The organism is Nonomuraea antimicrobica (assembly GCF_039536965.1).
GTDB classification, from domain to species: Bacteria; Actinomycetota; Actinomycetes; order Streptosporangiales; family Streptosporangiaceae; genus Nonomuraea; species Nonomuraea antimicrobica.
The window spans coordinates 1-21,598 of record NZ_BAAAZP010000240.1 but is presented as its reverse complement, the minus strand read 5'-3'; the positions used below and the strand labels follow the sequence as shown (position 1 = coordinate 21,598).

The following is a 21,598-nucleotide window of genomic DNA, read 5'->3' as shown; positions in this document are numbered from 1 at the left end:
TTCTTGTGGTGAGAACTCATCTACCGGAGGCTCCACGCTTGTCTCTGGCCTTCGGCGACTCCTCCCGGAAAGCCCGAAACGTCACCGCCCGTGTCCCATAAATCCTCAATCGCCCCGAATTATTTCTCTGAGATCACCTCAGTGTGTATGAACGTTTGGTATGGAGGAGAATTTTTGTTCTTCAAGGTGAACCACAATGGCACCTGCTGGAATCCTGTAAGCACCTCCCCTATGCGTGAGTGAACATCATGATGAGAGGTTAGCGGATATCTGGCCATAGTTGGTGCCGTGCATTGCGAATGACTGCGAGATTCCGATACATGATGCGTAGAAGATCTTGCGGAAAGGGTTGACAGCAAGACGGCTTGATGTATGGCGGGGTGAAGATGGGGGATGTGAAGTTATGTCGCGCCCCAATGGCGCCGTTGCGTGGGTCCTTAGGCGGCGCTTCGCGCTCGGCCGTTCAACACGAGCCGTACTGCCCGACTGTATGCCCGCGCGTCCTCAACTTATTATCAAGAAGATGTAGTTCGAGTTGTGGACCAATATCATCCCCATCGAAGTATGCATAGATCAAGCTCACAGAGCGGCTTGGGTTATCCATCGGGTTAGCCTAGTGCGCGACCGTACAAGATTGCCCTTGCGGACGATGTCGAGCTGGGCTACGGGCCAGGAGGTTTGCCGGGAGCGCGCTCTTTCGGGAGACGGACGTGATAGGGGGGCGGCCTACTGCTGTTGTTGTTCCCGCCTGACCCTCGCGGCGATGGTCTGGGTCTGGGCCATGAGGTCGTCGAGGGTTGCTTGGATGGCCTTGCGGTGTATGGCCCACTCTTCACGGAAGCGGTCGCCGGCAGGACCTGCCCAGATGGTGCGGTCGCAGGTGGCGTCCACTGCTTTGAGGGTTCGTTCGATGTCGTCGGTGGCCTGGGCGATGAGGCGCATGTCTGCTTGGCACTCGCTCAGTCGGTCAGGCATGAGGTGTCTCCGGGTTCGCGGCGGTCAGCATGGCGGCGATGTGGTGTGTCAGCGTGGCGGGACTCACCGGCCTGGCCGTTATCCCGCTCGGTGCGTGGGGGCTGTCCACGACGACTGTCCAGACTGCCCGGTCTGTGGCGTAGGTCATCATCATGGGTCCGGGTGGATCCTTCAGGAGGACCAGCTCGCCGACGACGCGGGCTTTGTCGATCACGCCTGCGAGTGAGCCGACGTGTTCCCGGTCGAGCACCGAGGGTTCCAGGGAACTGCTTTCGCCGTCCCGGTCTGCCACGCCGTAGGGGTCCAGTAGTGGCTGAACGAGTTCCGCCGCGTCCTGCACCTTGCTGGCCAGCGTGAACAGGTGCATGCCTCCTGCCGTGATGCGCTCCACCAGCAACAGGTTGGCTGCGTGGACGTGCACATAGCCATAAGCGGTGCCGGCGGCGCTCTGCTGTTTGACGGCAAGTGCACGATCAGCGGTACGGCGAAGGGTGAGGGCCAGATCGATCTCTATCTGGATGCGCATGTCGATCTGGACGTCTGGCGCTCCTCGTAGAACGGCGTCCAAATCCTCGACATTGAGGATCTCCACGGTTCCGCGGGAGACGAGCGAGCGGAGGGCTGTAGCCAGCGCCCATTCACGTTGCTGAGATTCCATGGCCGAGAGATGGGGCTTGGGGATGAACATCTCTTCTGGGTCGAGGACGGCCAACTCTTCGTCGGATAATCGGGCCAGCGTCTGTGTCTCGCCCTGAGTTAACGCCTCACCTATCTGGGCGCGGAATTCGGCGAGGTCCATGTCGAGCTGTGGTTTCACAGCGGGTCAGCTCCCGATCCGCGAAGGTCGGCGTTCCGGACGATCCGTAGGTCTGCTACATCCAGATGGTCGACGTCGCTGCCGGACAGGATCAGTACGGGGGAGATCAAGATGTAGAAGAAGCCCCAGAGCCAACGACGGATCGCCTGTCCGATGCTGGGCTTGCCAAGGTCGGATATGCGGATGAGGCGGAGTCCGCTGATGATCTTGCCGATGCTTCCCCCGGCCGAGGCCGTCAAAATCACGTGGTTGCAGAACGATACCAACAGCAGCGTGCCGACGGCTGCCGCCCAATAGTTGACCGTCCGGCCCAGCACTTCGCCGCCGACGGCCCCGGCCCCAAGAGCTAGCAAGCCGTCTGTCCAGATAGGAAGAATACGTCGATTGCTGCTCGCCAGAGGAGGGATCTCGGTGGGCGCCATGTTGCCTCCGCACTCAGACCAGGTGACTCACCAGAACTTGAGCTTCTCGACGAAGCCCTTCGTGCCTTCCCATGCCTTTCCCGCTCCCGCCTTGATGTCATCACCCCAGGTATCCCAAACCCAACTTCCCAGGAAGTAGGCGCCGGCCACGCCGAGAGCGACCCATCCGGCCACGGGCACGGCCGCGGCCACGGCGGCCGATGCGCCGAGTGAGGCGGCCATCCCCGCACCGCCCAGAACGGCGACGGCACCGGTTGCCTGCACGACGCCCATGCCGCGATCCACCCAGCCTTGAGCACCCTCGTGCGTAGGCAGAACGGCTTCCTTGACCCCGGTGACGGCGGCCAGCGGCAGCGTGACACGGGCGAACACTCCGGTACCAGGAGAGTTCTTCACCAGCAGATGCGCGCCAGGGACTCGTAACCGTTGCATGGCCGCGGAGATCGTCTGCTGCCACTTCCAGGGCTGCTTGTAGAGGTCTTGGATCTTTTGTGCCTTGAGCACTTCGGCGATCAGTTCGGAGAGCTTCCGATTGCCGGGGAGAGCGCCCATGTAACGGCGGATGTCATAGACGGCGCGTGCCCCAGCGACGTTCCGGCCTTGCGCCCATCGTTTCTGCAGTTGGACGGCGGCCTCCACGCCACTTAAGATCGAGACTACCTTGAGTGGCTTGGTCGCATTCTTGACGTTCTCCTTGTGCTTCTCCCAGAGATCGAGGACGCCGGTCATGCCAGCGAACAGCAGGACACCCTCGGGGTCCTTTTCGAGAAGTCCCGCGCGGCGTCTAATGTCTTTGGCTTGGTCTTCTGTCCATGAGGCGCGCGCGGGAAAGGAGGCGAGGCGGCTGGCATCGCCGTTCCAGCGCTCCAGAAGTCGCCGGATGACCGCGCCTTGGACCACTAGCGATCCGCCTACGACCTCGGCGGCCGCCGCCAGGTTCCGAGCTTGATCCGGCTTCATCCCGACAAGGCTCACCGTATTAAGCGTAGAGCCGCGAGCCAGACCTATCCATCAATTCATGTATCCGGGATACATCTGGCGGCAGATTGACGCGATCGAAGATGACATCGATGATGCGGCTCTCAGTCCGCCTACCTGGACACTTATGCGGTTCGGCATTCATGAGACGTGCGAGGTAGCGCGCGGCACCTGTGCCGATTTGGCATACCGGTCGACATTTGCCTGATCACGAGCATGGGCACCAGGTGATCGTGCTGACCGCGTAGCGCCAATGAGCACGTTTAGAAGACGCAGTCGCTTGTTGCCAACCGCCAGCGCCAGCAGGAAGCCGCCCGGACAGACGAGGCGATCCCTCCTCGTCAAATAGACATAGGTAGCAAACGTGCATATACCTCTGCGCTGAGGGTGGGGAAGGAGACATCCCTTCGTGGGAGCAAGCGAACAGGATCCACCGATCCCTGACCCCCAGGTGCGCGAGCGGGCCGGCACCCGCCGCTTACAGGGCCCGGATCCTGGTGGAGTACGACCGGCTCGACGAGGCAGGCAAGGGCGCGCTACTGCGCTGCGAAGGTCTGTACTTCTCGCTTATCTCCAGTTGGAGAACGGCCTCCCGTGTGCAATTAGGCAGTCATGCGCGGGCTCCATCCAGGTCGGCAGGTGCAGTGTGCTGGCGGGGACGACTGGCGGCATGGAGGCATGCAGCGAGATGTCAGTGGCATCCGATTGAATGAGGCTCATGACTGCTCACGATGTGGCGCGTCTGCTTCCCGGGATCCCGAAGGTCCGTGATCTGTGCCGGTCCATGGCGGTGCTGGAGGCCATCCTGAGCCCGGAATGGTGCAGCCGCTACCACTCCTTCGACTCGGACTGGGGCTCTGGGGAGGAGATGGCCTCGATGCGAACCGGCTCGGGCGACGAATACTCCATCGTCTTCTCCGCGGCGGGTGCGTACATCCGGGGCTTCGACCACGAGGCGATGATGAGCCCGTACTGCAACGACGGGCCCTGGCCGGGGGTACTCGACTCCGTCCCGGAAGTCTTCCGCCACTGTGTGGAGGAGCCCGCGTTCTGCGACGAGCACGGCATGCCGGTCGTGACCGCCTGCCTATGGCGCGCGACTGATGATGCCTGGTGGCAGGCGGGTGAGATTGACTACCCGGACGGCATGGGCGACCCCGATGGAGCGGCGCACCTATTCGCACGGCTCGTCGATCCGTTGCCGGAGACGTTCCGGCGGTTCGCGGAGGACTACTACGAGATACCCGTGGACCTCGAGGCGGTGCGGCACGTCTACGCCCTCCGTCCGCTGACGCAGGCGGTGGTCACCGCGCTGAACGCCGAACTTTCCGTACAGGACCTCGCCGACGACCTTGCGGCAGCCCGGTATCCCTCCGTTGCCGGCTGAGAGCTGGAAGGACAGCCCGACTCTTCTCCAGCGCGAACCGGGTGGCAGCAGCGCTGAGGCGCGTTGGCAGAGTGCTGTACAGCAGCGCGTACAGCCACACCGCCTCACACGATCTCATCTCATCGACCCATATCCATCGCTTCAGCAGGTGAGCAGCTCGCCGACGCGGCGCCTGCCTTTCTTACGGATCAGAAGGTTACGGGTTCGACTCCTGTCGGCCGCGCACATGAGAAAGGCCCGCTATCAGGGGGAACCTGAGAGCGGGCCTTAGTGTTTGTCAGGACAATCTCGGGATCTTGCTAACACCTTTGCTAACGGGGTGACTCCCACTACTCGCCGATCGCCTCAGCGAAGGCATCCACCGCCGACGTGCATCGTGCAGACCGGGTCGGAGTCGTCGTCTTCACGGACTCGCGTCCAAGGGCGAGAGCCGGGGTTGAGGGCATGTCCGTCGAAGGCAGCCGGATCGGTGAAGCCTTCGTCCATGACATACATGACCGTGGTGCTAACAACCTCCTGGCCGCCTGGTCAGACGAACGTGACGATGACGGTCCCGGAGTGCTGGGACCGCGGCGCTGAACTACCGACCGAAGCCGGCAGCCATCAGCCGGGCACAGAGTCGAACCACTGAGGCGCCACTCTGAGGGCGGCGCCTCGGCTCGTTTCAAAGGTTTCTCGTCAGGCGATAACGGCATCGCGTTCGATCAGCACGCCCACGCCATCGCCGGGCTTCCCCGTTACAGGCATCCCATCATCACAAGGCCGCCCCGGCGTTCGAAGACTCGAGGGCCATCGTGGCGAGGTGGCGGCCGATGCCGTAAGTATCGGTGTCCTGCACGTTGCTGAGCACGACTACTGCGATGTCGTCATCGGGCAGGTACATGTTGATCGCCGCGTAGCCCTGGAGAAGTCCGTGGTGGTATCGGAGTCGGTGCCCGTTGAGCCGGTCGACGGCCCAGCCGAAGGCGTACGCGCTCGACGGCAGGTTGAGGCAGCCGTTGGCGGGGCACGGCGCCTGTGGCGTGAACGCCTGCTTGACGGTGGCGGGCGGCGCGACCCGGTATGCGCCGAACGACCGGTCCCAGCGGGCGATGTCGTCGACGGTGGCGTAGATGCCGGTCGCGGAGAACGCCTGGGAGCCGTTGATGGGCGGGGCCGGGTCTCCGACCGTGAAGTAGCCCTTCGCGTACCCGGCGGGTGGATTTCCCCTGCTGTAGCCTGTGTGCCGGAGGTGCAGCGGGCTGGTGATCTCGTTGTGCAGTACGGTGCCGTACGGCTTGTGGGTCACCGCCTGGATGATCGCCCCAGCCAGGACGTAGCCGCCGTTGCTGTACTTCCAACTGGTCCCGGGCTTGAAGTCGAGCGGCTTGTGCACGAACCGTCGGATGAGCGCCCGGGTCGTGGTCGGTTGTGAGAGCTTGGCATAGAAGTCCGGCAACTCTTGGATATTGACGATGCCGGAGGTGTGCGTGAGGATCTGGCGGATCGTGACGGGCCGCCACGCCTGCGGGCAGGTCTCGATGAATGCTGGGGTGAGATACGGGCAGATCGGGTCGTCCAGGCCGAGCAGTCCGCGGTCGCGCAGCTTCAGCATGAGCATCGAGGTGAACTGCTTGGTGACCGAGGCGATGCGGAAGACCGTGTCCGGCCGGTTGGGGATGCGCTTTTCCGCGTCGGCCTGGCCGGCAGCGGCACGTACCAGCACCTCCCCGCGCCGTACTACCAGCGCCGAGCCGGTGAACTGCTTCCTCCGGGCCAGGTCCCGCAGGTACGCGCCCATCGTTGCGGCGGTCCGATCGCCCCGCGGCGCCGGCACGGTGACCAGCGGCTTCGAATTCTGAGTTGCGTGGTTCGTGACGGCGGATGCGGCGATGGCAGGAGTGCCCGCAGGCATGACCCCACCAGTCAGCGCGGCACTGACCGCAAGAAACCGGACAATATTAGGAAACTTGGGCATACTCTCCCCCGAGAACGTACCACAGTCCCGAAATTCGGACATTTCTCTGAATCGGGCGAGTATCTTTAGCCAACGCCCGTCGGACTACTCTTCCGGGGGTTTGCTTTCCATTCGTTAGAGCGGCAAAACGGCGATCGACGCCTTTTTTCTTCTGCGTATCCCTTTGTTAGTTCTACTCGACGGTCACTGGCCATCTCAGCAAAATGTAAGCTATTTCCTGAATCTAGCCCCAGCCGCTTCGCGCCGACCATGGCTACGACCCTGACCGGGCCACCTCCGTTCAGGCGATGACGGCACTGCGGCGTTTCGATCAGCACCACGCCATATGTCGTGGTGACGGCCGATACGTTCGCGAGTGCCGATCGTGCGGAACCCGGCCCTGGAGTGCAGGGCTAGGCTGGCGGTGTTCTCCGAGAAGATCTCTGAGCGGTGAGGCGGTGACGGTTGCCCGCCTCGGTTCTCGTAGTCGCGGGCTGGGGATCGCTGCCGCGGCCTTCATCGGGCCTTGCCGTAAAGGGGTGACCATGAGAGGCGACAGCAGTCAGTGCTGACAGCAACGTCCCTGCACGCCGACGCGCCACCGTCCACACGCGCCTGACCACGGTCTCCATCAGCTGAACAGGACGATTGCTCCGCCTCATAGGCGGACGGTCATACGCAGCGCCACTGCCTCGCTACAACACCGCACCCTGGACGCGTCCCACTGCCTAAGTTGGCTGCCTGAGTGCGGCTCCGGGCAACGGGCCGCGGTGACTCCGGACAGCCGTCTCATGGGCGTAGCCAGTGCGGCTGTTGAGGTGTGAGGGGCTCGTTGAGTACTTTCAGGGTGGCCGCGAACGCCGACGCAGTCGCTCACACGAACTTCGGGCTGATCGACAGATCGACATGGCCCTTGCCCTGCCCGTGCAATCAAGCGGTCATCAGAGCCCGTGTCGGTTTCGTGGAAGCCAACCGATGTGTGCGGCCTTGAGTCGATCGCGTTCGTCAGCGTCGGCCATGATGCCGCCGTTGCACAAGTCGTCGGCGACCGCGCGCAGCAGGAAGTCGGGTCAGTGAAGCCCTCGTCCATGACGTAGGTCACCGTGGTGACATACACCTCCTGACCAGCGAACATCTCGGTCAGGACGGTGTTGTGGTGTCCTCTGGTGCCCGGTCTCCGTCTCTGCGTTGCGCCCCGAATTCGGCAAGCTGCCCCCTGACCATCTGCCGGTCTTCCCCGTGCCCAGCCGGATCGGGTGCCGGTCGTCTGGTGGGGGCAGGTGCTCGCGTTCCGTCTTGGTGACGGCTCCGCCCTCGCCCTCGGGCACTTCGGGTCGGCGTTCGTCCGACCGTTCGGGCCGTTGGTGGGCCGGGTGGAGCCGTTCCTCGGCGGTTGGTGGCTCAGGCCACGAGCTTTTGTTCGGGGAGTTCGGTCAGGGTGACCGTGCACAGGCCGCCGCGCTCCGCCCGTACGTCGGTCACCTTCAGTTGCGTGCCCGGCGCCAGGATGTACTCCTCCTCCCCCGTGAACGCCGAGAAGCTCCGGATGCCGACCGCGCGTACCGGGTGCACCTCGAAGAGGGTGCGCTTGCCGCGGCGGCCGAGGAACGCCTGGGCCACCCCGAGCTTCGACGTGCACGAGGACACGCCCCACCAGGTCACCGTCCGGCCGAGCGGGTACTGGGTGCGTAGGTCCAGCGACACCCCGCGCCACAGCGGCGCCGTACGCGCGGGCAGGCGGGACACGGCCGAGAACAACAGCCGCAGGTACGGCAGGTACGGGACGATCCGCGTACGGTCCGGGTTGCGCAGGGTCGCGTTGATCTGCCGGTAGAAGGCCGATTCGCAGGTGTAGAGGTAGAGGGCCGCGATCTCGTCGGTGGACAGCCCGTCGGAGCCGCCCACCTGCTTCTCACCGAACCGGTACGACTGCTCCAGGTGCCAGTCGAGCCCCGACAGCAGCCCGGCGACCGGGGAGACGGCCTCGCGGAAGTCCATGAGCGGGGTGTCGAACACACCGGTGATGGCCGGCAGTTCGAGCCCTTCGTCCTTGACGCTGGCGAGCCGTTCGAGGTAGAGCTTGTGCAGCTCCATGGTCGAGGTGATGAACGCCCCCATGCGGTCGGCCGTGCCGGTCTCGGCGGTGGCCTCGTTCCATCCTTTGGCGGGCAGCCAGTCGATCTCGTCGGCGCCGAGCGTCCTGAGTGCCTCGTTCACGTCGGCGAAGTGGGTGCCGTCGCAGAAGAGGTCGCCCTGTGCGGCGGGGTTGGCGTGGTCGATGTGCCGGACGTCCACGTCGGGGTACTTGCGCTGGATCCGGAGCACGACCTCCTTCAGGCTGCGCGCGTGCGCGCCCCACCACGCGAAGACGACGCCCTTGTCCTGCTCGTCCTCGGCGTCCTGCTTGGCTCTGAGGATCTCCTCGACGAGCCGTTCGACGACCGGCCGCCAGAACGCGGTGTGCTGCTCGGTGGGCATCGCCCCGTCGGCGCTGGCGGTGAGTGCCGCGTTCAGGAGCAGTACGCCCTGGGTGAGCATCGCCTGGAACCACTCCGGCGGCTGCACGGTGTCGTGTTCCTTCAGCAGCGCGCGGATCGTGGCGATCGGCGTCTTCTTGGGGATGCCGTGCTTCCACATCGCCGCCGCCTTGATGATGCAGCGGATGGAGATCACCTTGCCGAACTTGCTGTCGGCCCAGTCGTGGAAGGTGTTGTCGAACATGGCGATGCCGGTGGCGCTCTCGGCCCGCGGGTAGGGGTTCTGTCCGAAGACGACCACCTTCCACTTGTGCGGCGGGTTGGGCTTGAGCGCCTGGAAGGTCAGCTCGCGGACGGGGACGACCTGCGGGCCGCGTCCGGGGCCGATGAACGTGGCCGCGTCCGGCTGTGCTTCGATCACCGGTTTCAGCAACGGCAGCCATGGCTCGCCACCGCCGTTGAAGAGCTCGGCCAGGGCCAGCGGGTCGTTCGGGTCGGGCGCGGCGGGGGTGGTGTTGACGTCGCTCATCGTGGGCTCCGGATTGGCGTCGCGTGCCGGTGTCGGCATGAGGGATCAAGGGATGAAATGACGGCATTGTGCCGCGTGTTGATCTCGGACGCGAGTTCGCCCGAGATCAGTTTGTCGGTACGGAGCGATAGGTTCGGGTCCGCTGGAAACGCCCACCCCCGACTCCGGAGTACGTCATGACCGTCAAGAAATCGCCGCTCAAGGTGGTCCTGGTCGACACCAACGACAAGGTCGTGCACGAGTGGCTGGCCGCGTTCGCCGACACCCCCGAGGTGGAGATCCACAAGGGGTCGATCCTCGGCCAGCAGGTGGACGCCTGGGTCAGCCCCACCAACTCGCGCGGGCTCATGAACGGCGGGGTCGACGCGGCCGTCAAGCGGCACCTCGGCGCGGGGATCCAGCTACGCGTCCAGCGGGCGATCCGCGACCGGTTCGACGGGTCGCTGCCGGTGGGCAGCGCGGTGTGCGTACGGTCCGGGGCGACCAACCCGAAATACCTGATCTCGACGCCGACCATGGTCGAGTCGGCGGAAAACGTCAGCCAGACGCTCAACGTGGCGCTGGCCTGCGCCGCCGCGTTCCAGGCCATTCACGTGCACAACGAGCTGGAGCCCGGCGCCATCGAGTCGGTGGCGCTGGTCGGCATGGGCGCGGCGACCGGCCGGGTGCCGGCCCGGGTCTGCGCCAACCTGATGTGGACGGGCTACACCCTGTTCCACGACCACCGCTTCGACGACTACGACGAGCTGCGCACGACGATCCGCGAGCAGCTCGACGACATCGACACCCGGCCCCAGGACGAGCGGGTGCGCATCACACCGCCCGCCCGTCGGCCCCGCGGTTGACCCGCGATCGTTCCTGCGTCACGGCCCCGGCCAGGCGCTCCGGAGTCAGTGACCCTTTCTCTTGAAGTGGTGGGTGACCATGTAGTCGGTCACCTGCCGGCCGATCTTGGCGCCTGCCACGTCGGCCGTGCGCGTGTGGATGCCGCCCCACACGCGGGCGTTCACGACCTCGTCGATCGCCTCGGAGAAGCTGCGGAAGTGCCGGGTGGTGCCCGAGTCGGCGCTGTAGCCGCTGAAGGGGAGGTCGTCGCGCCCGAAGAAGTGCTGCAACGCCGACATGCTGGCCCCGGTGAAGCAGGTGTGCCCGGAGGTGTAGTCGGGGTGCGGCGGGGTGACTAGCAGCGGCGTCCAGCCGGGGTCGGCCGCCGTCTCCGGGTTGCCGTCGGTGTCGGCGAGCTGGATCGCGCTGACCGGGCGCCAGAAGCTCCACGCGGCCTTCTCGTTGTAGCAGGCGATGGTGGCGTCGGCCTCGGCCATGCCCACCATCACGAACATCCGCGCGGTTCGCAGCGTGTTCAGGCGCTGGGTGGTCACGAGCTGGCGCTTGATCTCCCACTCGGCCAGGTGCCGGTCGTGCCACCAGATCGCGGCCTGGGTCTGGTCGGCGGTCCTGACCGTGCTGTTCGCCGCGCCGACCGTCTTGACCTCGTTGAAGTCGCGGGCGTAGCGCTTGCTGGTGAGCGCCGGCGGGCCGGAGGTGCGGAACATGGACGCGCTGGGGATCAGGAACGGCTTGAGGCTCGCCACCCAGGCCCCGTCCGAGGCGTACGTGGGCGGCGTCGGACGCCACTGACCTGGCCGGGTGCCGACGGGCCAGGTCTGGTCGCCGAAGGCACCGTCGTTCTCCCTGGCGGTGATCATCGCGTCGGCCGTCCGGGAGCCCACGGCGATGCCGCGCTGCTTGCTCCGCCCGTCGGGGATCGCGGTCAGCGCCTGGTCGTACTGCGCCGTCAGCCTCGGCTCCTGGTCGGGGAAGAGCGACCTCAGCACGCGGTAGGCGGCGGTGGCGACGGCCGCGTCCGTCGACTCGCTCCCGTCGGCGGCCGGTGCGACGAGGTACGGCTGGTAGGGGGCTCCGGCGATCGCGTTCACCGCGTCGTAGACGGCTCCGTGCACCATGGCGAAGCTGCGGGCCTGCACCTGTGGTTGCTGGCGGGCGACGTCCCAGATGGCGGTCTCGGCGTTCCTGTCCCAGACGATGACGGGGTTGGCGGAGGACGTGCGGGAATCCGACGCGTACGCGATCGACGAGCCGATCCCGGGCCACGACCCGGCGATCACGAGGGACAGGCAGATGGACAACCGCGCGATCTTACGCCGGGGTCCCGCCGCTCCCGCCGGGACAGGCAATGCCGAAAGAGGTAATGGAGGCATGCGAGCAAACTAACCCGCCCGCTCGCCCCCGTCACGGAATGACGGCGGGGTGGACACGCGCCGCCCCGTCTGTCACCATTTCCGCATGATCATGCGAAGGGAGGGCGCCACCGCCCTCGTACGGTGAGCGATCACGTGCAGCGGGAAGCTGCCGCGATCCGAGCACACTGGCTGGGCCGAGCGCTCTCGACGCTGCCCGCCGACCATCCGGCCGCAGAGGCCGCAATCTCCGATCTCTACCGCCTGATCGGGCTGTCACCACCGCGTTTTCACTGGGTCGCGTCGCCGTTGGCGGCACTGGAGACCGTTCCCCCGGGAATGCGGGCCTCCGAGAGCGTCGGGCGGGTGGACGACTGGCCGCTGCCCGCCCGGTTCGCCACCTGCCAGAACCGCCTCTACGGCAGCATCGACGCCAAGGTACGGCCTGCGCAGCTACCGATCGACCGGCTCATCCGCCGGGAGGTGCTGTTCTCGCTCCAGGGCTCCGTCAGCCGTTGTCTTCTCCCGCCGGTCCGGCGGGCCCACAGTTGGGGCTTCCGCCGGTCCAGGTCGCCCAAGTGGTACGACGTCCTGAACGTCTCCCAGACCGCCTACCGCGCCGCCCTGCGTGACGTCGCCGGCGTGGTGCTCGACGACGAGCAACGACGGCAGTTCGACCTGTGGACCGCCGTGGCCGCGTCCTGCCACTGGTGGTGGCCGGGAGAGCACGTGTGCGTCGTCTCCGAGCGGCCCGTGGCCCTGCACACGGAGGTGGCCGAGAACAACGGCGAGGTACGGCTGCACCACTCGACCGCCCCCGCCGTGCGGTACGCGGACGGGTGGGCCGAGTACGCCTGGCACGGGACCACGGTGCCGTCATGGGCGATCGACCAGCCCACCGTCCAGCGCATCGCGGACGAGGTCAACGTCGAGGTCAGGCGGTGCGCGATCGAGCGCCTGGGCTGGGAGGCGTACATCGAGCAGGCCGGTCTGTGGCTGGTCGGCGCCGCGCCCGACCCCGGCAACCCCGGCTGCGAGCTGCGCCTCTACGACCTGCCCGAGGGCCCGCGGGTGCTCCTCGCGGTGAACGGGTCCGTCGAGCGCGACGGCCACCGCCGCCGGTACGGGCTGACCGTGCCCGGCCACCTCGACGATCCGCTCGCCGCCGCCGGTTGGACGTACGGGCTGTCCGGCGAGCAGTACTCCCTACTCCTCCGCAGAACCTGAGGTGATCACCATGACCATGACGCTCGATTCCCTTTCCCTGCGAACTGGACTGTCCGTGCTCGACCACCTCGACCGGTCGGTACGCATCCCCGTCGTCGACGGCCTCCAGGCCCAGGGCGACCTGATCGTCATCCCGCTCCCCGTCGTCGCCGAGGACGTGCGCCTCTGGGACGAGCCGCGCTGGCAGGACGTGCCTCCCGAGGGCGTCGAACTGCTGCGCGGCGCGGCCGGCGGCCACCCGCACACGCTCGTCGCCGAGCCGGGGAGCTGCCGCTGGAGCACGCGCGTACGGGACGCGCACGGGCTGGCCATCGGCGTGTTCGCCGCGTCGGCCCCCGTCTACCTGCTGCACCCCGAGCACGGGGGCTCGGGATGCGCGCCGGGCACGTACGTGGTCCGGCGGCAGCGCGAGCGCGACGGGCTCAGGGCCCGGCTCGTCGCCGACTGAGAACCCGGGCCGCCGCCGTACTACCCCGACGGCGGCGGCCCCTCGGGTCAGCCCTCTCGGGTCAACCCAGGTACACCTCGGCCAGCAGTTCGGCCGAGCGCATCCACGCCTTCCTGTCCACCGCCGAGAACGCCACGATCAGCTCGTCGGCCCCCGCGTGCTCGGCGAACCGGTCGACGTACGCCTTCACCTCACCCCGGTCCCCGACGGCCGAGTATTTGGCCATCTGCACGATCTGCTGCCCGGCCGGCGACTCGAGGATCATGTCGGCCTCCTCGGTCGTGAACGACCGCCCCCGCCCGAGGAACCGGCTCACCCTGAGCCGCTTCGAGTCCAGGAACTGTTCCTCGGCCTCCTCCGTGGTCTCGGCCGCGATCACGTTGAGCGCGGCGATCACGTACGGCCGGTCGAGCTGGGCCGACGGCTGGAAGTCCCGCCGGTAGAGCGCGACGGCCTCCTCCAGCGCGGTGGGCGCGAAGTGCGAGGCGAACGCGTACGGGAGTCCGAGCATGGCGGCGAGCTGCGCCCCGAACAGGGAGGACCCGAGGATGTACAGCGGCACGTTCGTGCCCTTGCCCGGCGTGGCGTGCACGCCAGGGATGCGGGTCTCGCCCGACAGGTAGCCCTGCAGCTCCAGCACGTCCTGCGGGAACGAGTCCGCCGAGGAGGGCGTACGGCGCAGGGCCCGCATCGTCTGCTGGTCGCTGCCGGGGGCCCGGCCGAGCCCGAGGTCGATGCGGCCGGGGTGGAGCGTCTCCAGCGTGCCGAACTGCTCGGCGATGGTCAGCGGGGAGTGGTTGGGCAGCATGACGCCGCCCGCTCCGAGGCGGATCGTCCGGGTGTGGGCGGCCACGTGAGCGATGAGGACGCTGGTGGCGGAGGAGGCGATGCTGTCCATGTTGTGGTGCTCGGCGTACCAGACGCGCCGGTATCCCAGCTCTTCGGCCCGCTGGGCGAGGGCGACGCTGGCGGTGAAGCTGTCGGCCGCCGTCTCGCCCTCGCCGATGTGCGCCAGATCAAGGATGGACAGCGGCAGAGCCATGAGTACGCGCCTTTCGCAGAGCGGGTCGACCTGGCTGTGGACAACGCCCGCGAATCTCGCGTTATTTCATGGCCGGGCCCCCGCGAGTGTGGCGCGAGGGCTCGGGAGGCGTGCGCCGCGAGGGCTCAGGAGACGGTGCAGGTGAGGGCGGGCGGGGTGCCGTTCTGACCGGTCTGGCCGGCCAGGAAGCCGAACGTGGTGCTCGCGCCCGCGGCCAGGGCGCCGTTCCAGGTGAGGTTGGTGACGGTGACGGCGCCGGTGGTGCCGGACAGGGTGCCGTTCCAGAGCTGGGAGATCGTCTGCCCGCTCGGGAGCGTCCAGCCGACCTTCCACCCGCTCGTCGCGGACGTGCCGGTGTTCGTCACGGTGACCTCGGCCTGGAAGCCGTTGTTCCACTGGCTCGTCACCTTGTACGCGGCCGTGCAGCCCCTCGGCCCCGTCGTCGGCGTCACGGTCGGCGTCACGGTGGGTGTGACAGTGGGTGTTCCGGTGGGCGGTGGCGCGGCCACGGCCAGGTCGTACGCCCGCTGCGGCACGAACTGTCCCGCCCCCGCGATGCACCCGTCGGCCTCGCCCGGCGGCTTGACCCAGAGGTAGGCGTCGATCGCGGAGTCGCCCGTGTTCGTGGTGCTCCAGATGCCGGTGGCGCGGCCGGCCGGGTCGCACCACTCGCTGCCGGCCGGGCCGTTGCCGTTGCGGCTGGTGTCGATGACCGCCTTCAGCCTGGACACCCCGGTCGCCGCGATGACGCTCTTCGCGTACGACACCAGCCCCGGCGTCGAACGGTAGTTGGAGGTGTTGACCGCGATGCCGTCGGCGCTGTTGGCCACGTCCGCGCCGGTCAGCCGGGAGGCCGACTCCGACGCGCTCAGCCAGCCGTCGTGCCCGATGTCGAAGTACACCTTGACCTGCGACGACGTCCCCTTGAGCCGTTTGCCGGCGTAGGCCATGGACGCCTTCACCTGGGCCTGCTCGGAGGCGTTCATGCAGTTCGTCATGATCGCCAGCGCGTCCGGCTCTAGGACGACGGTGGCGGGCCGGCCGCCGAGCCCGGCCGCGATCTCGTCGATCCAGGCGCGGTAGGCGGTGTGGTCGGGGGCGCCGCCGGCGCTGGGGCCGCCGCAGTCGCGGTTCGGCATGGCGTATACGGCCATGATCGGGATCTTGCCGGCCGCGGCGGCGGCGCCGACGTACGCGTCCACCTGGCCGCGCACGGTCGCGGGGTTGTAGGTGGCGAACCAGCGCCCCTGTGGCACGGCGGCGATCCGGTCCCTGATCACGGAGGTGCGGCTGTCGTTGGGGTTGGCGGCCACCCATTTGGCGGCGTTGGTCTGCGGATCCACGTAGAAAGCGGAGTCCGCGGCCTGGGCGGTGGCGGAGGTGACGACGGCCGCCCCCGCCACGGCCAGGGCGGCCGTCGTGAGGAGCACCGCCGACACGGGCCTGCTGCGAGACATGGAATTCACTCCGTCCGTCGTGTGGGAGCGCTCCCACCAGCACTCAGGATCGTAGGCGGGCGGCCCGGACCAGACCAAGACCCCGACCCGATCCCTACGGTGTCACCGCAGGTCGGACAGGCTCGCGGGGGTGAAACTTTCAGCCAGGCACGCCTCGAACACGACGGTCAGCCGATCGACGTCGGCGGCCGTGGGAGCCTCGGGGCCGACCCGGCGGCGCATGGCGCCGATGCCGAGGAAGACGGCCACGGCCATGCGCGCCCGCGCGTGCGCGTCGGGACCGGCGAGCCTGGCCTCCAGCGGGTTGAGCACCGCCGCGATCAGCCGCTCCCTGGCCACCGCCTGCACCTCCGGGTGGCCCGCGGAACGTTCGAGCGTGCGCAGGATCGGGCTGTCGGGCGGGTGCTGCATGCGCTCGGCCGCGTATTCGGCCAGCCGCCTGGGCAGCCCCTCCGTCCCGCCCTCGAACAGGGCGCTGATGGTCGGCTCGCCCTGAAGGACCGCGCCGAACAGCCCCGCCTTCGACCCGAAGTAGCGGCCGACCAGCGCGATGTTCGCCTCCGCCGCCGCCGCGATCATGCGGACCGTCACCCGCTCGTATCCCTGCTCTCCGAACAGGGTGCGTGCCGCGCGCAGGATCCGCTCCCGGGTGGCCTCACGGTCTCGCGGCCTGGCCTCAGTCACCTGGGGACTCATGCCCGCACTCTACTCAACGAACACCCCACTTGCCGCGCGGCTAGTAAACATGCGTATACTCAATTTGCGTCAAAATCCGGGTCAATCTGCAACAAGGGGATGGGGTGTCGTCTTGGTAGCCCAGGCGCCGGCCGCATCCCCCGCGAAGCGGCACTACTCCCACCGCGAAATCCTCGAGGTCATGTCCGGGCTCATGCTCGCGATGCTCACGTCGATGATCTCGACCTCTGTGGTGGGCACCGCGCTGCCGACGATCGTGGGGGAGCTAGGCGGTCAGGACCAGTACTCATGGGTCGCGAGCGCGACCATGCTGACGATGACGGTGTCCACGCCGTTGTGGGGCAAGCTGTCCGACCTGTTCGGGCGCAAGCTGCTCTTCCAGACCGCCCTGGGACTGTTCGTCGCGGCCTCGGTGGTGGCCGGTCTGTCCCAGAACATGGGGCAGCTCATCGCGGCGCGGGCCATACAGGGCCTTGGTGTGGGCGGTTTGTCGGCTCTCGCGCAGGTGATCCTGGGGGACATCGTCTCCCCGCGCGAGCGCGGCCGCTACTCCGGCTACATGGGAGCGGTCTTCGGGATCTCCACCGTCGCGGGGCCGCTGCTCGGCGGGTTCATCGTGGACGCCGACTGGCTGGGCTGGCGGTGGTGCTTCTACGTGGTCGTGCCGTTCGCCCTGGTCTCGTTCGTCGTGATCCAGAAGGTGCTGAAGCTGCCGAAGGTCAAGCGCAGCACCTCGATCGACATCTGGGGCGCCACGACGATCACCGCCAGCGCGAGCGCGCTCATGCTGCTGCTGACCTTGGGCGGCACCGAGTTCGAGTGGAACTCGGTCTGGACCTACCTGCTGGCCGCGCTGGCCCTGCTCATGCTGGCGCTGGCGGTGCTGTCGGAGCGGACCGCGCGTAACCCGATCCTGCCGCCGCGGCTGTTCCGCAACCGTACGTTCGTGCTCACCAGCCTCGCCTCGCTGTTCGTCGGCATGGCGATGTTCGGCGCGATGATCTACCTGCCGCAGTACCTGCAGATCGTCAAGGGGCTCAGCCCGACCAACTCGGGGCTGATGACGCTGCCCATGGTGGTGGCGCTGTTCCTGGCCGGGGTGATCTCCGGGAAGATCGTCACCCAGACCGGCAGGTGGAAGGTCTTCCCGGTGGCGGGCCTGCTCATCGTGGCCGCCGGGCTGTTCCTGCTCTCCAAGCTGCACGTGGACTCCAGCGAGTGGCTCATCGGGTTCGACGTGGCGGTGCTGGGCATCGGGCTGGGCCTGTCCATGCAGATGCTCATCCTGGCCGCCCAGAACGGCTCCGAGCCGCGTGACATGGCCTCGACCACGTCGGGCGTCTCGTTCTTCCGGTCGCTGGGCGGCGCCGTCGGCGTGGCCGCGTTCGGCGCGATCCTGACGAACCGGCTCAAGGACGAGATGGCCCAGATGCTCCAGGCCGCGAACATCAGCGTGCCCGGCGGCTCGGACGTCAAGCTCGGCAGCCCCGCCGCCATCCAGCAACTGCCCGAGCCGATCAAGAACATCGTGCTGGAGGCGTTCACGCGCGGTCTGGAGACCGTGTTCCTGGTGGGCGTGCCCATCGCGCTGCTGGGCTTCGTGGCCACGCTCTTCCTCAAGGAACTGCCGCTGCGCGGTGCGACCACCCCGGCGGCCCCGGCGGCCCAGCCGCTCAGCAAGGACGACCTCGTCCTGGCCGGACTGCTGCTGGAACTCGTCTCGCAGCGCATCGAGCGGGTGAACGGCGAACGCTCCGCCCTGCTCAGCGCCGTCGCCAGGATGGCACCACCGGACGAACGCACCGAGCGCGAACGTGCCCGCTCGGTCGTGCACGACGTGCTGCGGCCCACCTCGCGCGCCCTCATCGCGCAGGCGACGCCACCACAGAAAGACCTCGTAACAGGAGGAATCTCGCAATGATTCGCAAGTTCGTGAGCGCCGTCGCCGCGGCCCTGGGCGTTCTGGCCGGGCTGTGGCTGATGATCGCGCCCTTCGCCCTCGGCACCCAGCCGGAGGACGCCGACTGGACGAACACCACCCTCTCCGAGTTCTTCACCGGTCTGGGCGTGACGGTCGTGGCGCTCGTGGGCGTGATCGCGTTCGTGCTGGCCATCCGGGACGACCTGGTGGAGCGGGGCCTGGTGGTGCCCAAGCCGCGTCAGACCGAGCCGGAGCCCGAGCCCGTGCCGGCCGCGCCGCAGGCGTCCTCCGCCGAGCTGGCCAGCCTGCTGGCGCCGCTCGTCGAGGCCCTGCGCGAGGACCTGACCAGCCGCTCACGTCCCGGTGGCGAACACCGGCAGAACGGCATGGCTTCCCTGGTAGGAGTGGAGGAGAACCGATGAAGGCCAAAGTGGGCGTCTCGGCCCTGGTCCTGTTGTTCCTCGGCGGCCTGTGGCTGGTCGCGGCGCCGTTCGCGGTCGGCTACCAGCCGCGGGGCGCGGCGTACGTGGACGCGACGATCAACGACCTGTGGCTCGGCGGCACGATCGCCGCGCTCTCGTTCGTCTCCCTCGTCGTCTACGCGGCCGACGCCCTGCGCGAACTGGCCCAACGCGGCAAGCACGCCGACGCCTGACGCGAGCATGCCGTGTTCGGCAGTGGCGCAGACCCGCAGTGGGAGCCGGTGGCAGGCCGACTCCCCGCCGGGCAGTTCGAAATCGGCAAGGACGGCGTCGGCCTCCTCGTGGTGGGCTTCGACGGGTCGGACCCGAGTCGCAACGCGCTCGCGTACGCGACCGGGCTCGCCCGACGGGACGACGCCGCCCTGCTCATCGCCTTCGTGGAGTCGCTCAACACCGCCACGCTGTGGTTCTTCGCCGGGTCGCCGATCATCCCCGACTCGGCGAACGACCTGGCCGAGGACCTCAGGGACGAACTGCGCGGCTCAGGGATCCCCTGGCAGTTCGTGAGCCTGCGCGGGGACGCGGCCCGCGAGCTGGAGACGCTGGCCAGCTCGTACATGGCCGACGCCATCGTGGTAGGCCGCTCGCGGTCCACGTGGCGGGCATCGGTGGCGGCGAAACTGGCGAAACGGGCCCGCCGGACCGTGCTGATAGTGCCCTGACCTGGCCAGACGTCGCATATGGTGGCTAGATGAAACGTGCTGCCGCCATGGCGTTCGTGGTGCTCGCGTCCGTTTCGTGCGCGGGGAAGCCGGTGGCCTCGCCCGCGCCCGGCAACGCCTCGCCCCGAAGCCATGAGACCCCGGAATCGTCCGCATCCGCGCAGGCCACGGCCGAGCCGAGCACGGCGTCGCCGAGCCCGACCGCGCCGCCCGAGTTCAGCTCGAAGGTCTCGCGGGTCTCCCGCGATCAACTCCCGTACTCGTGGCGTCCTGGCTGCCCGGTGCCGTACCAGGATCTTCGGCTGGTCACGCTGACGTACTGGGGGTTCGACGACAAGCCGCACACCGGTGAGCTGGTCGTGCGCAAGACGGTCACCGACGACATCGAGACGGTCTTCAAGAAGCTGTACGACTGGCGCTGGCCCATCAAGCAGATGAAGCTGGTGGACGCGTACAAGGGCGATGACTACGACTCGATCGACGTCGACAACACCTCGGCCTTCAACTGCCGCCCGGCAACCGGGTCAAGCAATTGGTCCAATCACGCCTATGGGGAAGCAATAGACATCAATCCCCGTGAGAACCCATATGTCACTGCAAACGGTGGCACAGCACACCAGAATGCCAAGAAGTTCACTAAGCGCCCAACTGACGGGAAAGGTGTGATTAATCCCGGCGACAGGGTCGTCAGGGCCTTCGCGCAGGTCGGCTGGGAATGGGGCGGCTACTGGTCGGGCACCAAGGACTACCAGCATTTCTCCAAGGGCGGAGGCTGAGACAATCCCCTCATGACGGCGAAGGACGGCGACGGCTGGGCCGCGTGTTCCCAAGGCCACCGGCACTGGGGCGTCCACGGCGCCTCCGGGCTCCTCCTCGTGCACCATGACGAGGGCGGCGTCCCGTACGTGCTGATGCAGAAGCGCTCCTGGTGGAGCCACCACGGCGGCACCTGGGGGTTGCCCGGCGGAGCACGCGACAGCCACGAGGACGCCGTCACCAGCGCGCTGCGCGAGGCCCACGAGGAGGCGGCGCTCGGCGCGGAAGGGCTCCGGGTGCAGGGGGTCTACCTCGACGACCACGGCGGGTGGGCGTTCGAGACCGTGATCGCCGAGTCGTCCGAGCTGCTGGCCGCCACGCCGGCCAACGCCGAGAGCAGCGAACTGCGCTGGCTGCCCCTGCCCGAGGTGACCGCGCGCAGGCTGCATCCCGGCTTCGCCGCCACGTGGAGCGAGATCCAGGTCGCGATCAGGCCCGAGACCGTCGTGCTCGACGTCGCCAACATCGTCGGCGCGCGGGCCGAGCGCGGCTGGTGGAACGACCGGCTGGGTGCGGCGACCCGGCTGCTGCGGGAGGTGTCGGGGCTGCGGCTGACGCATCCGGTGCTGGCCCAATGGTATCCGCGGGTGGTCGCGGTCGTGGAGGGGGCGGCCAAGAGCGCGCCCGCCGTACCGGGGATCCAGGTGGTGGCGGCGACGGGGAGCGGCGACGACGCGATCGTCGACGTCGTACGCCGGGCCAAGCCGTGGGAACGGGTGCTGGTCGTCACGGCGGACCGAGGGCTTCGGGAACGGGTGCACGCGCTGGGCGCCGAGACCGTGGGCCCGAAGTGGCTGCTGTCACAGCTCGGCGGCTGAGGCCACCTTCTGGTCGCCGTCAGAGTTCGGTGGTGGGCTTGGAGGCCCGTCAGCCGTGAGCTCGTCGCGGTCACCGTGGAGGCGCACGACCGTGTCACGATCTCCGTGCCGCGCCTCGACGTCGAGATCCGCCACCGCCTGAACTTACACCCCTGTCACCACAGCCGCTATCGTGGTTTCCGCACAGGAGGGTTCGCATAGTGGACGAGTGCAGCCGCCTTGAAAGCGGCCAGGTCAGCGATGGCCTCGTGGGTTCGAATCCCACACCCTCCGCTACGCTTCAGGGCTTCTGAAGAGCCGTAAGGCCGGA

General features: G+C 67.6%; 20 protein-coding genes and 1 tRNA gene. 11 read left to right on the top strand and 10 right to left on the bottom strand.

The annotated features are described in order from the left end of the window. Positions 1 to 726 precede the first annotated feature (726 nt). Genes ABD844_RS51635 through ABD844_RS51620 form a run of 4 tightly spaced genes read right to left on the bottom strand, consistent with a single transcriptional unit; the run spans position 727 to position 3,189 of the window. Positions 727 to 975, bottom strand: coding sequence for a hypothetical protein (locus tag ABD844_RS51635; protein WP_344897233.1), 249 nt, complete (start codon positions 973 to 975; stop codon positions 727 to 729). Beyond that, positions 968 to 1,792, bottom strand: coding sequence for a hypothetical protein (locus ABD844_RS51630; RefSeq protein WP_344897230.1), 825 nt, complete (start codon positions 1,790 to 1,792; stop codon positions 968 to 970). Before ABD844_RS51630 ends, ABD844_RS51635 begins: the two co-directional genes overlap by 8 nt. Continuing rightward, the gene (locus ABD844_RS51625; protein ID WP_344897227.1) at positions 1,789 to 2,214 is read right to left on the bottom strand and encodes an RDD family protein; all 426 of its coding nucleotides are present in this window, start codon (positions 2,212 to 2,214) and stop codon (positions 1,789 to 1,791) included. The genes ABD844_RS51630 and ABD844_RS51625 overlap by 4 nt, the downstream gene beginning before the upstream one ends. Before the next feature lie 27 nt (positions 2,215 to 2,241). Beyond that, the gene (locus tag ABD844_RS51620) at positions 2,242 to 3,189 is read right to left on the bottom strand and encodes a hypothetical protein (protein ID WP_344897224.1); all 948 of its coding nucleotides are present in this window, start codon (positions 3,187 to 3,189) and stop codon (positions 2,242 to 2,244) included. 721 nt (positions 3,190 to 3,910) lie between these two features. Here ABD844_RS51620 and ABD844_RS51615 point away from each other — a divergent pair. Continuing rightward, the gene (locus ABD844_RS51615; RefSeq protein ID WP_344897220.1) at positions 3,911 to 4,579 is read left to right on the top strand and encodes a hypothetical protein; all 669 of its coding nucleotides are present in this window, start codon (positions 3,911 to 3,913) and stop codon (positions 4,577 to 4,579) included. Positions 4,580 to 5,333: 754 nt separating this feature from the next. Here the strand turns inward: ABD844_RS51615 and ABD844_RS51610 are convergent. Together ABD844_RS51610 and ABD844_RS51605 are read right to left on the bottom strand one after the other, a co-directional pair. After that, entirely contained in the window at positions 5,334 to 6,359 is a 1,026-nt protein-coding gene (locus ABD844_RS51610; RefSeq protein ID WP_344897217.1) for a serine hydrolase domain-containing protein, read from the bottom strand. A gap of 1,557 nt (positions 6,360 to 7,916) precedes the next feature. Then, complete coding sequence (locus ABD844_RS51605) at positions 7,917 to 9,560, bottom strand: ADP-ribosyltransferase domain-containing protein (RefSeq protein ID WP_344897214.1); 1,644 nt, start codon at positions 9,558 to 9,560, stop codon at positions 7,917 to 7,919. Positions 9,561 to 9,697: 137 nt separating this feature from the next. On the opposite strand from ABD844_RS51605, the gene ABD844_RS51600 reads away from it, so the two are divergent. Beyond that, positions 9,698 to 10,366 (top strand): macro domain-containing protein, encoded by a 669-nt coding sequence (locus ABD844_RS51600; RefSeq protein WP_344897211.1) that lies wholly within the window; start codon positions 9,698 to 9,700, stop codon positions 10,364 to 10,366. A gap of 45 nt (positions 10,367 to 10,411) precedes the next feature. Here ABD844_RS51600 and ABD844_RS51595 read toward each other — a convergent pair whose 3' ends face one another. Next, the gene (locus tag ABD844_RS51595; RefSeq protein ID WP_344897208.1) at positions 10,412 to 11,668 is read right to left on the bottom strand and encodes a vanadium-dependent haloperoxidase; all 1,257 of its coding nucleotides are present in this window, start codon (positions 11,666 to 11,668) and stop codon (positions 10,412 to 10,414) included. 207 nt (positions 11,669 to 11,875) lie between these two features. Between ABD844_RS51595 and ABD844_RS51590 the strand changes: the two genes are divergently transcribed. Both ABD844_RS51590 and ABD844_RS51585 read left to right on the top strand, forming a co-directional pair. Beyond that, positions 11,876 to 12,946: a DUF6745 domain-containing protein gene (locus tag ABD844_RS51590; RefSeq protein WP_344897205.1), complete on the top strand. Its 1,071-nt coding sequence runs from the start codon at positions 11,876 to 11,878 to the stop codon at positions 12,944 to 12,946. Between the two features lie 10 nt (positions 12,947 to 12,956). Continuing rightward, positions 12,957 to 13,394: a hypothetical protein gene (locus ABD844_RS51585; RefSeq protein ID WP_344897202.1), complete on the top strand. Its 438-nt coding sequence runs from the start codon at positions 12,957 to 12,959 to the stop codon at positions 13,392 to 13,394. Positions 13,395 to 13,455: 61 nt separating this feature from the next. Here ABD844_RS51585 and ABD844_RS51580 read toward each other — a convergent pair whose 3' ends face one another. From ABD844_RS51580 to ABD844_RS51570, 3 genes are all read right to left on the bottom strand, one after another. Continuing rightward, positions 13,456 to 14,436 carry an LLM class flavin-dependent oxidoreductase gene (locus ABD844_RS51580; protein ID WP_344897199.1) on the bottom strand — a complete coding sequence of 327 codons (981 nt, stop codon included), beginning with the start codon at positions 14,434 to 14,436 and terminating at the stop codon, positions 13,456 to 13,458. A 125-nt stretch (positions 14,437 to 14,561) separates the two neighbouring features. Continuing rightward, a complete protein-coding gene (locus ABD844_RS51575; protein WP_344897196.1) occupies positions 14,562 to 15,893 on the bottom strand; it encodes a glycoside hydrolase family 6 protein in 1,332 nt (443 codons plus the stop codon). 102 nt (positions 15,894 to 15,995) lie between these two features. After that, positions 15,996 to 16,589 carry a TetR/AcrR family transcriptional regulator gene (locus tag ABD844_RS51570; protein ID WP_344897193.1) on the bottom strand — a complete coding sequence of 198 codons (594 nt, stop codon included), beginning with the start codon at positions 16,587 to 16,589 and terminating at the stop codon, positions 15,996 to 15,998. Positions 16,590 to 16,701: 112 nt separating this feature from the next. Here ABD844_RS51570 and ABD844_RS51565 point away from each other — a divergent pair, with 112 nt between their 5' ends. The 7 genes from ABD844_RS51565 (at position 16,702) to ABD844_RS51535 (ending at position 21,561) form a co-directional block, all read left to right on the top strand. Next, complete coding sequence (locus ABD844_RS51565; protein WP_344897190.1) at positions 16,702 to 18,510, top strand: MDR family MFS transporter; 1,809 nt, start codon at positions 16,702 to 16,704, stop codon at positions 18,508 to 18,510. Next, complete coding sequence (locus tag ABD844_RS51560) at positions 18,507 to 18,932, top strand: hypothetical protein (RefSeq protein ID WP_344897187.1); 426 nt, start codon at positions 18,507 to 18,509, stop codon at positions 18,930 to 18,932. The genes ABD844_RS51565 and ABD844_RS51560 overlap by 4 nt, the downstream gene beginning before the upstream one ends. Then, entirely contained in the window at positions 18,929 to 19,165 is a 237-nt protein-coding gene (locus tag ABD844_RS51555) for a hypothetical protein (RefSeq protein ID WP_344897184.1), read from the top strand. The genes ABD844_RS51560 and ABD844_RS51555 overlap by 4 nt, the downstream gene beginning before the upstream one ends. Before the next feature lie 48 nt (positions 19,166 to 19,213). Continuing rightward, positions 19,214 to 19,654 carry a universal stress protein gene (locus ABD844_RS51550; RefSeq protein ID WP_344897180.1) on the top strand — a complete coding sequence of 147 codons (441 nt, stop codon included), beginning with the start codon at positions 19,214 to 19,216 and terminating at the stop codon, positions 19,652 to 19,654. A gap of 29 nt (positions 19,655 to 19,683) precedes the next feature. After that, on the top strand, positions 19,684 to 20,430 hold the full coding sequence (locus tag ABD844_RS51545; protein ID WP_344897177.1) for a M15 family metallopeptidase: 747 nt from the start codon (positions 19,684 to 19,686) through the stop codon (positions 20,428 to 20,430). 12 nt (positions 20,431 to 20,442) lie between these two features. Beyond that, complete coding sequence (locus ABD844_RS51540) at positions 20,443 to 21,288, top strand: NUDIX domain-containing protein (protein WP_344897174.1); 846 nt, start codon at positions 20,443 to 20,445, stop codon at positions 21,286 to 21,288. A 186-nt stretch (positions 21,289 to 21,474) separates the two neighbouring features. Beyond that, positions 21,475 to 21,561, top strand: a tRNA-Ser gene (locus ABD844_RS51535). The last annotated feature ends 37 nt before the right edge of the window (positions 21,562 to 21,598 follow it).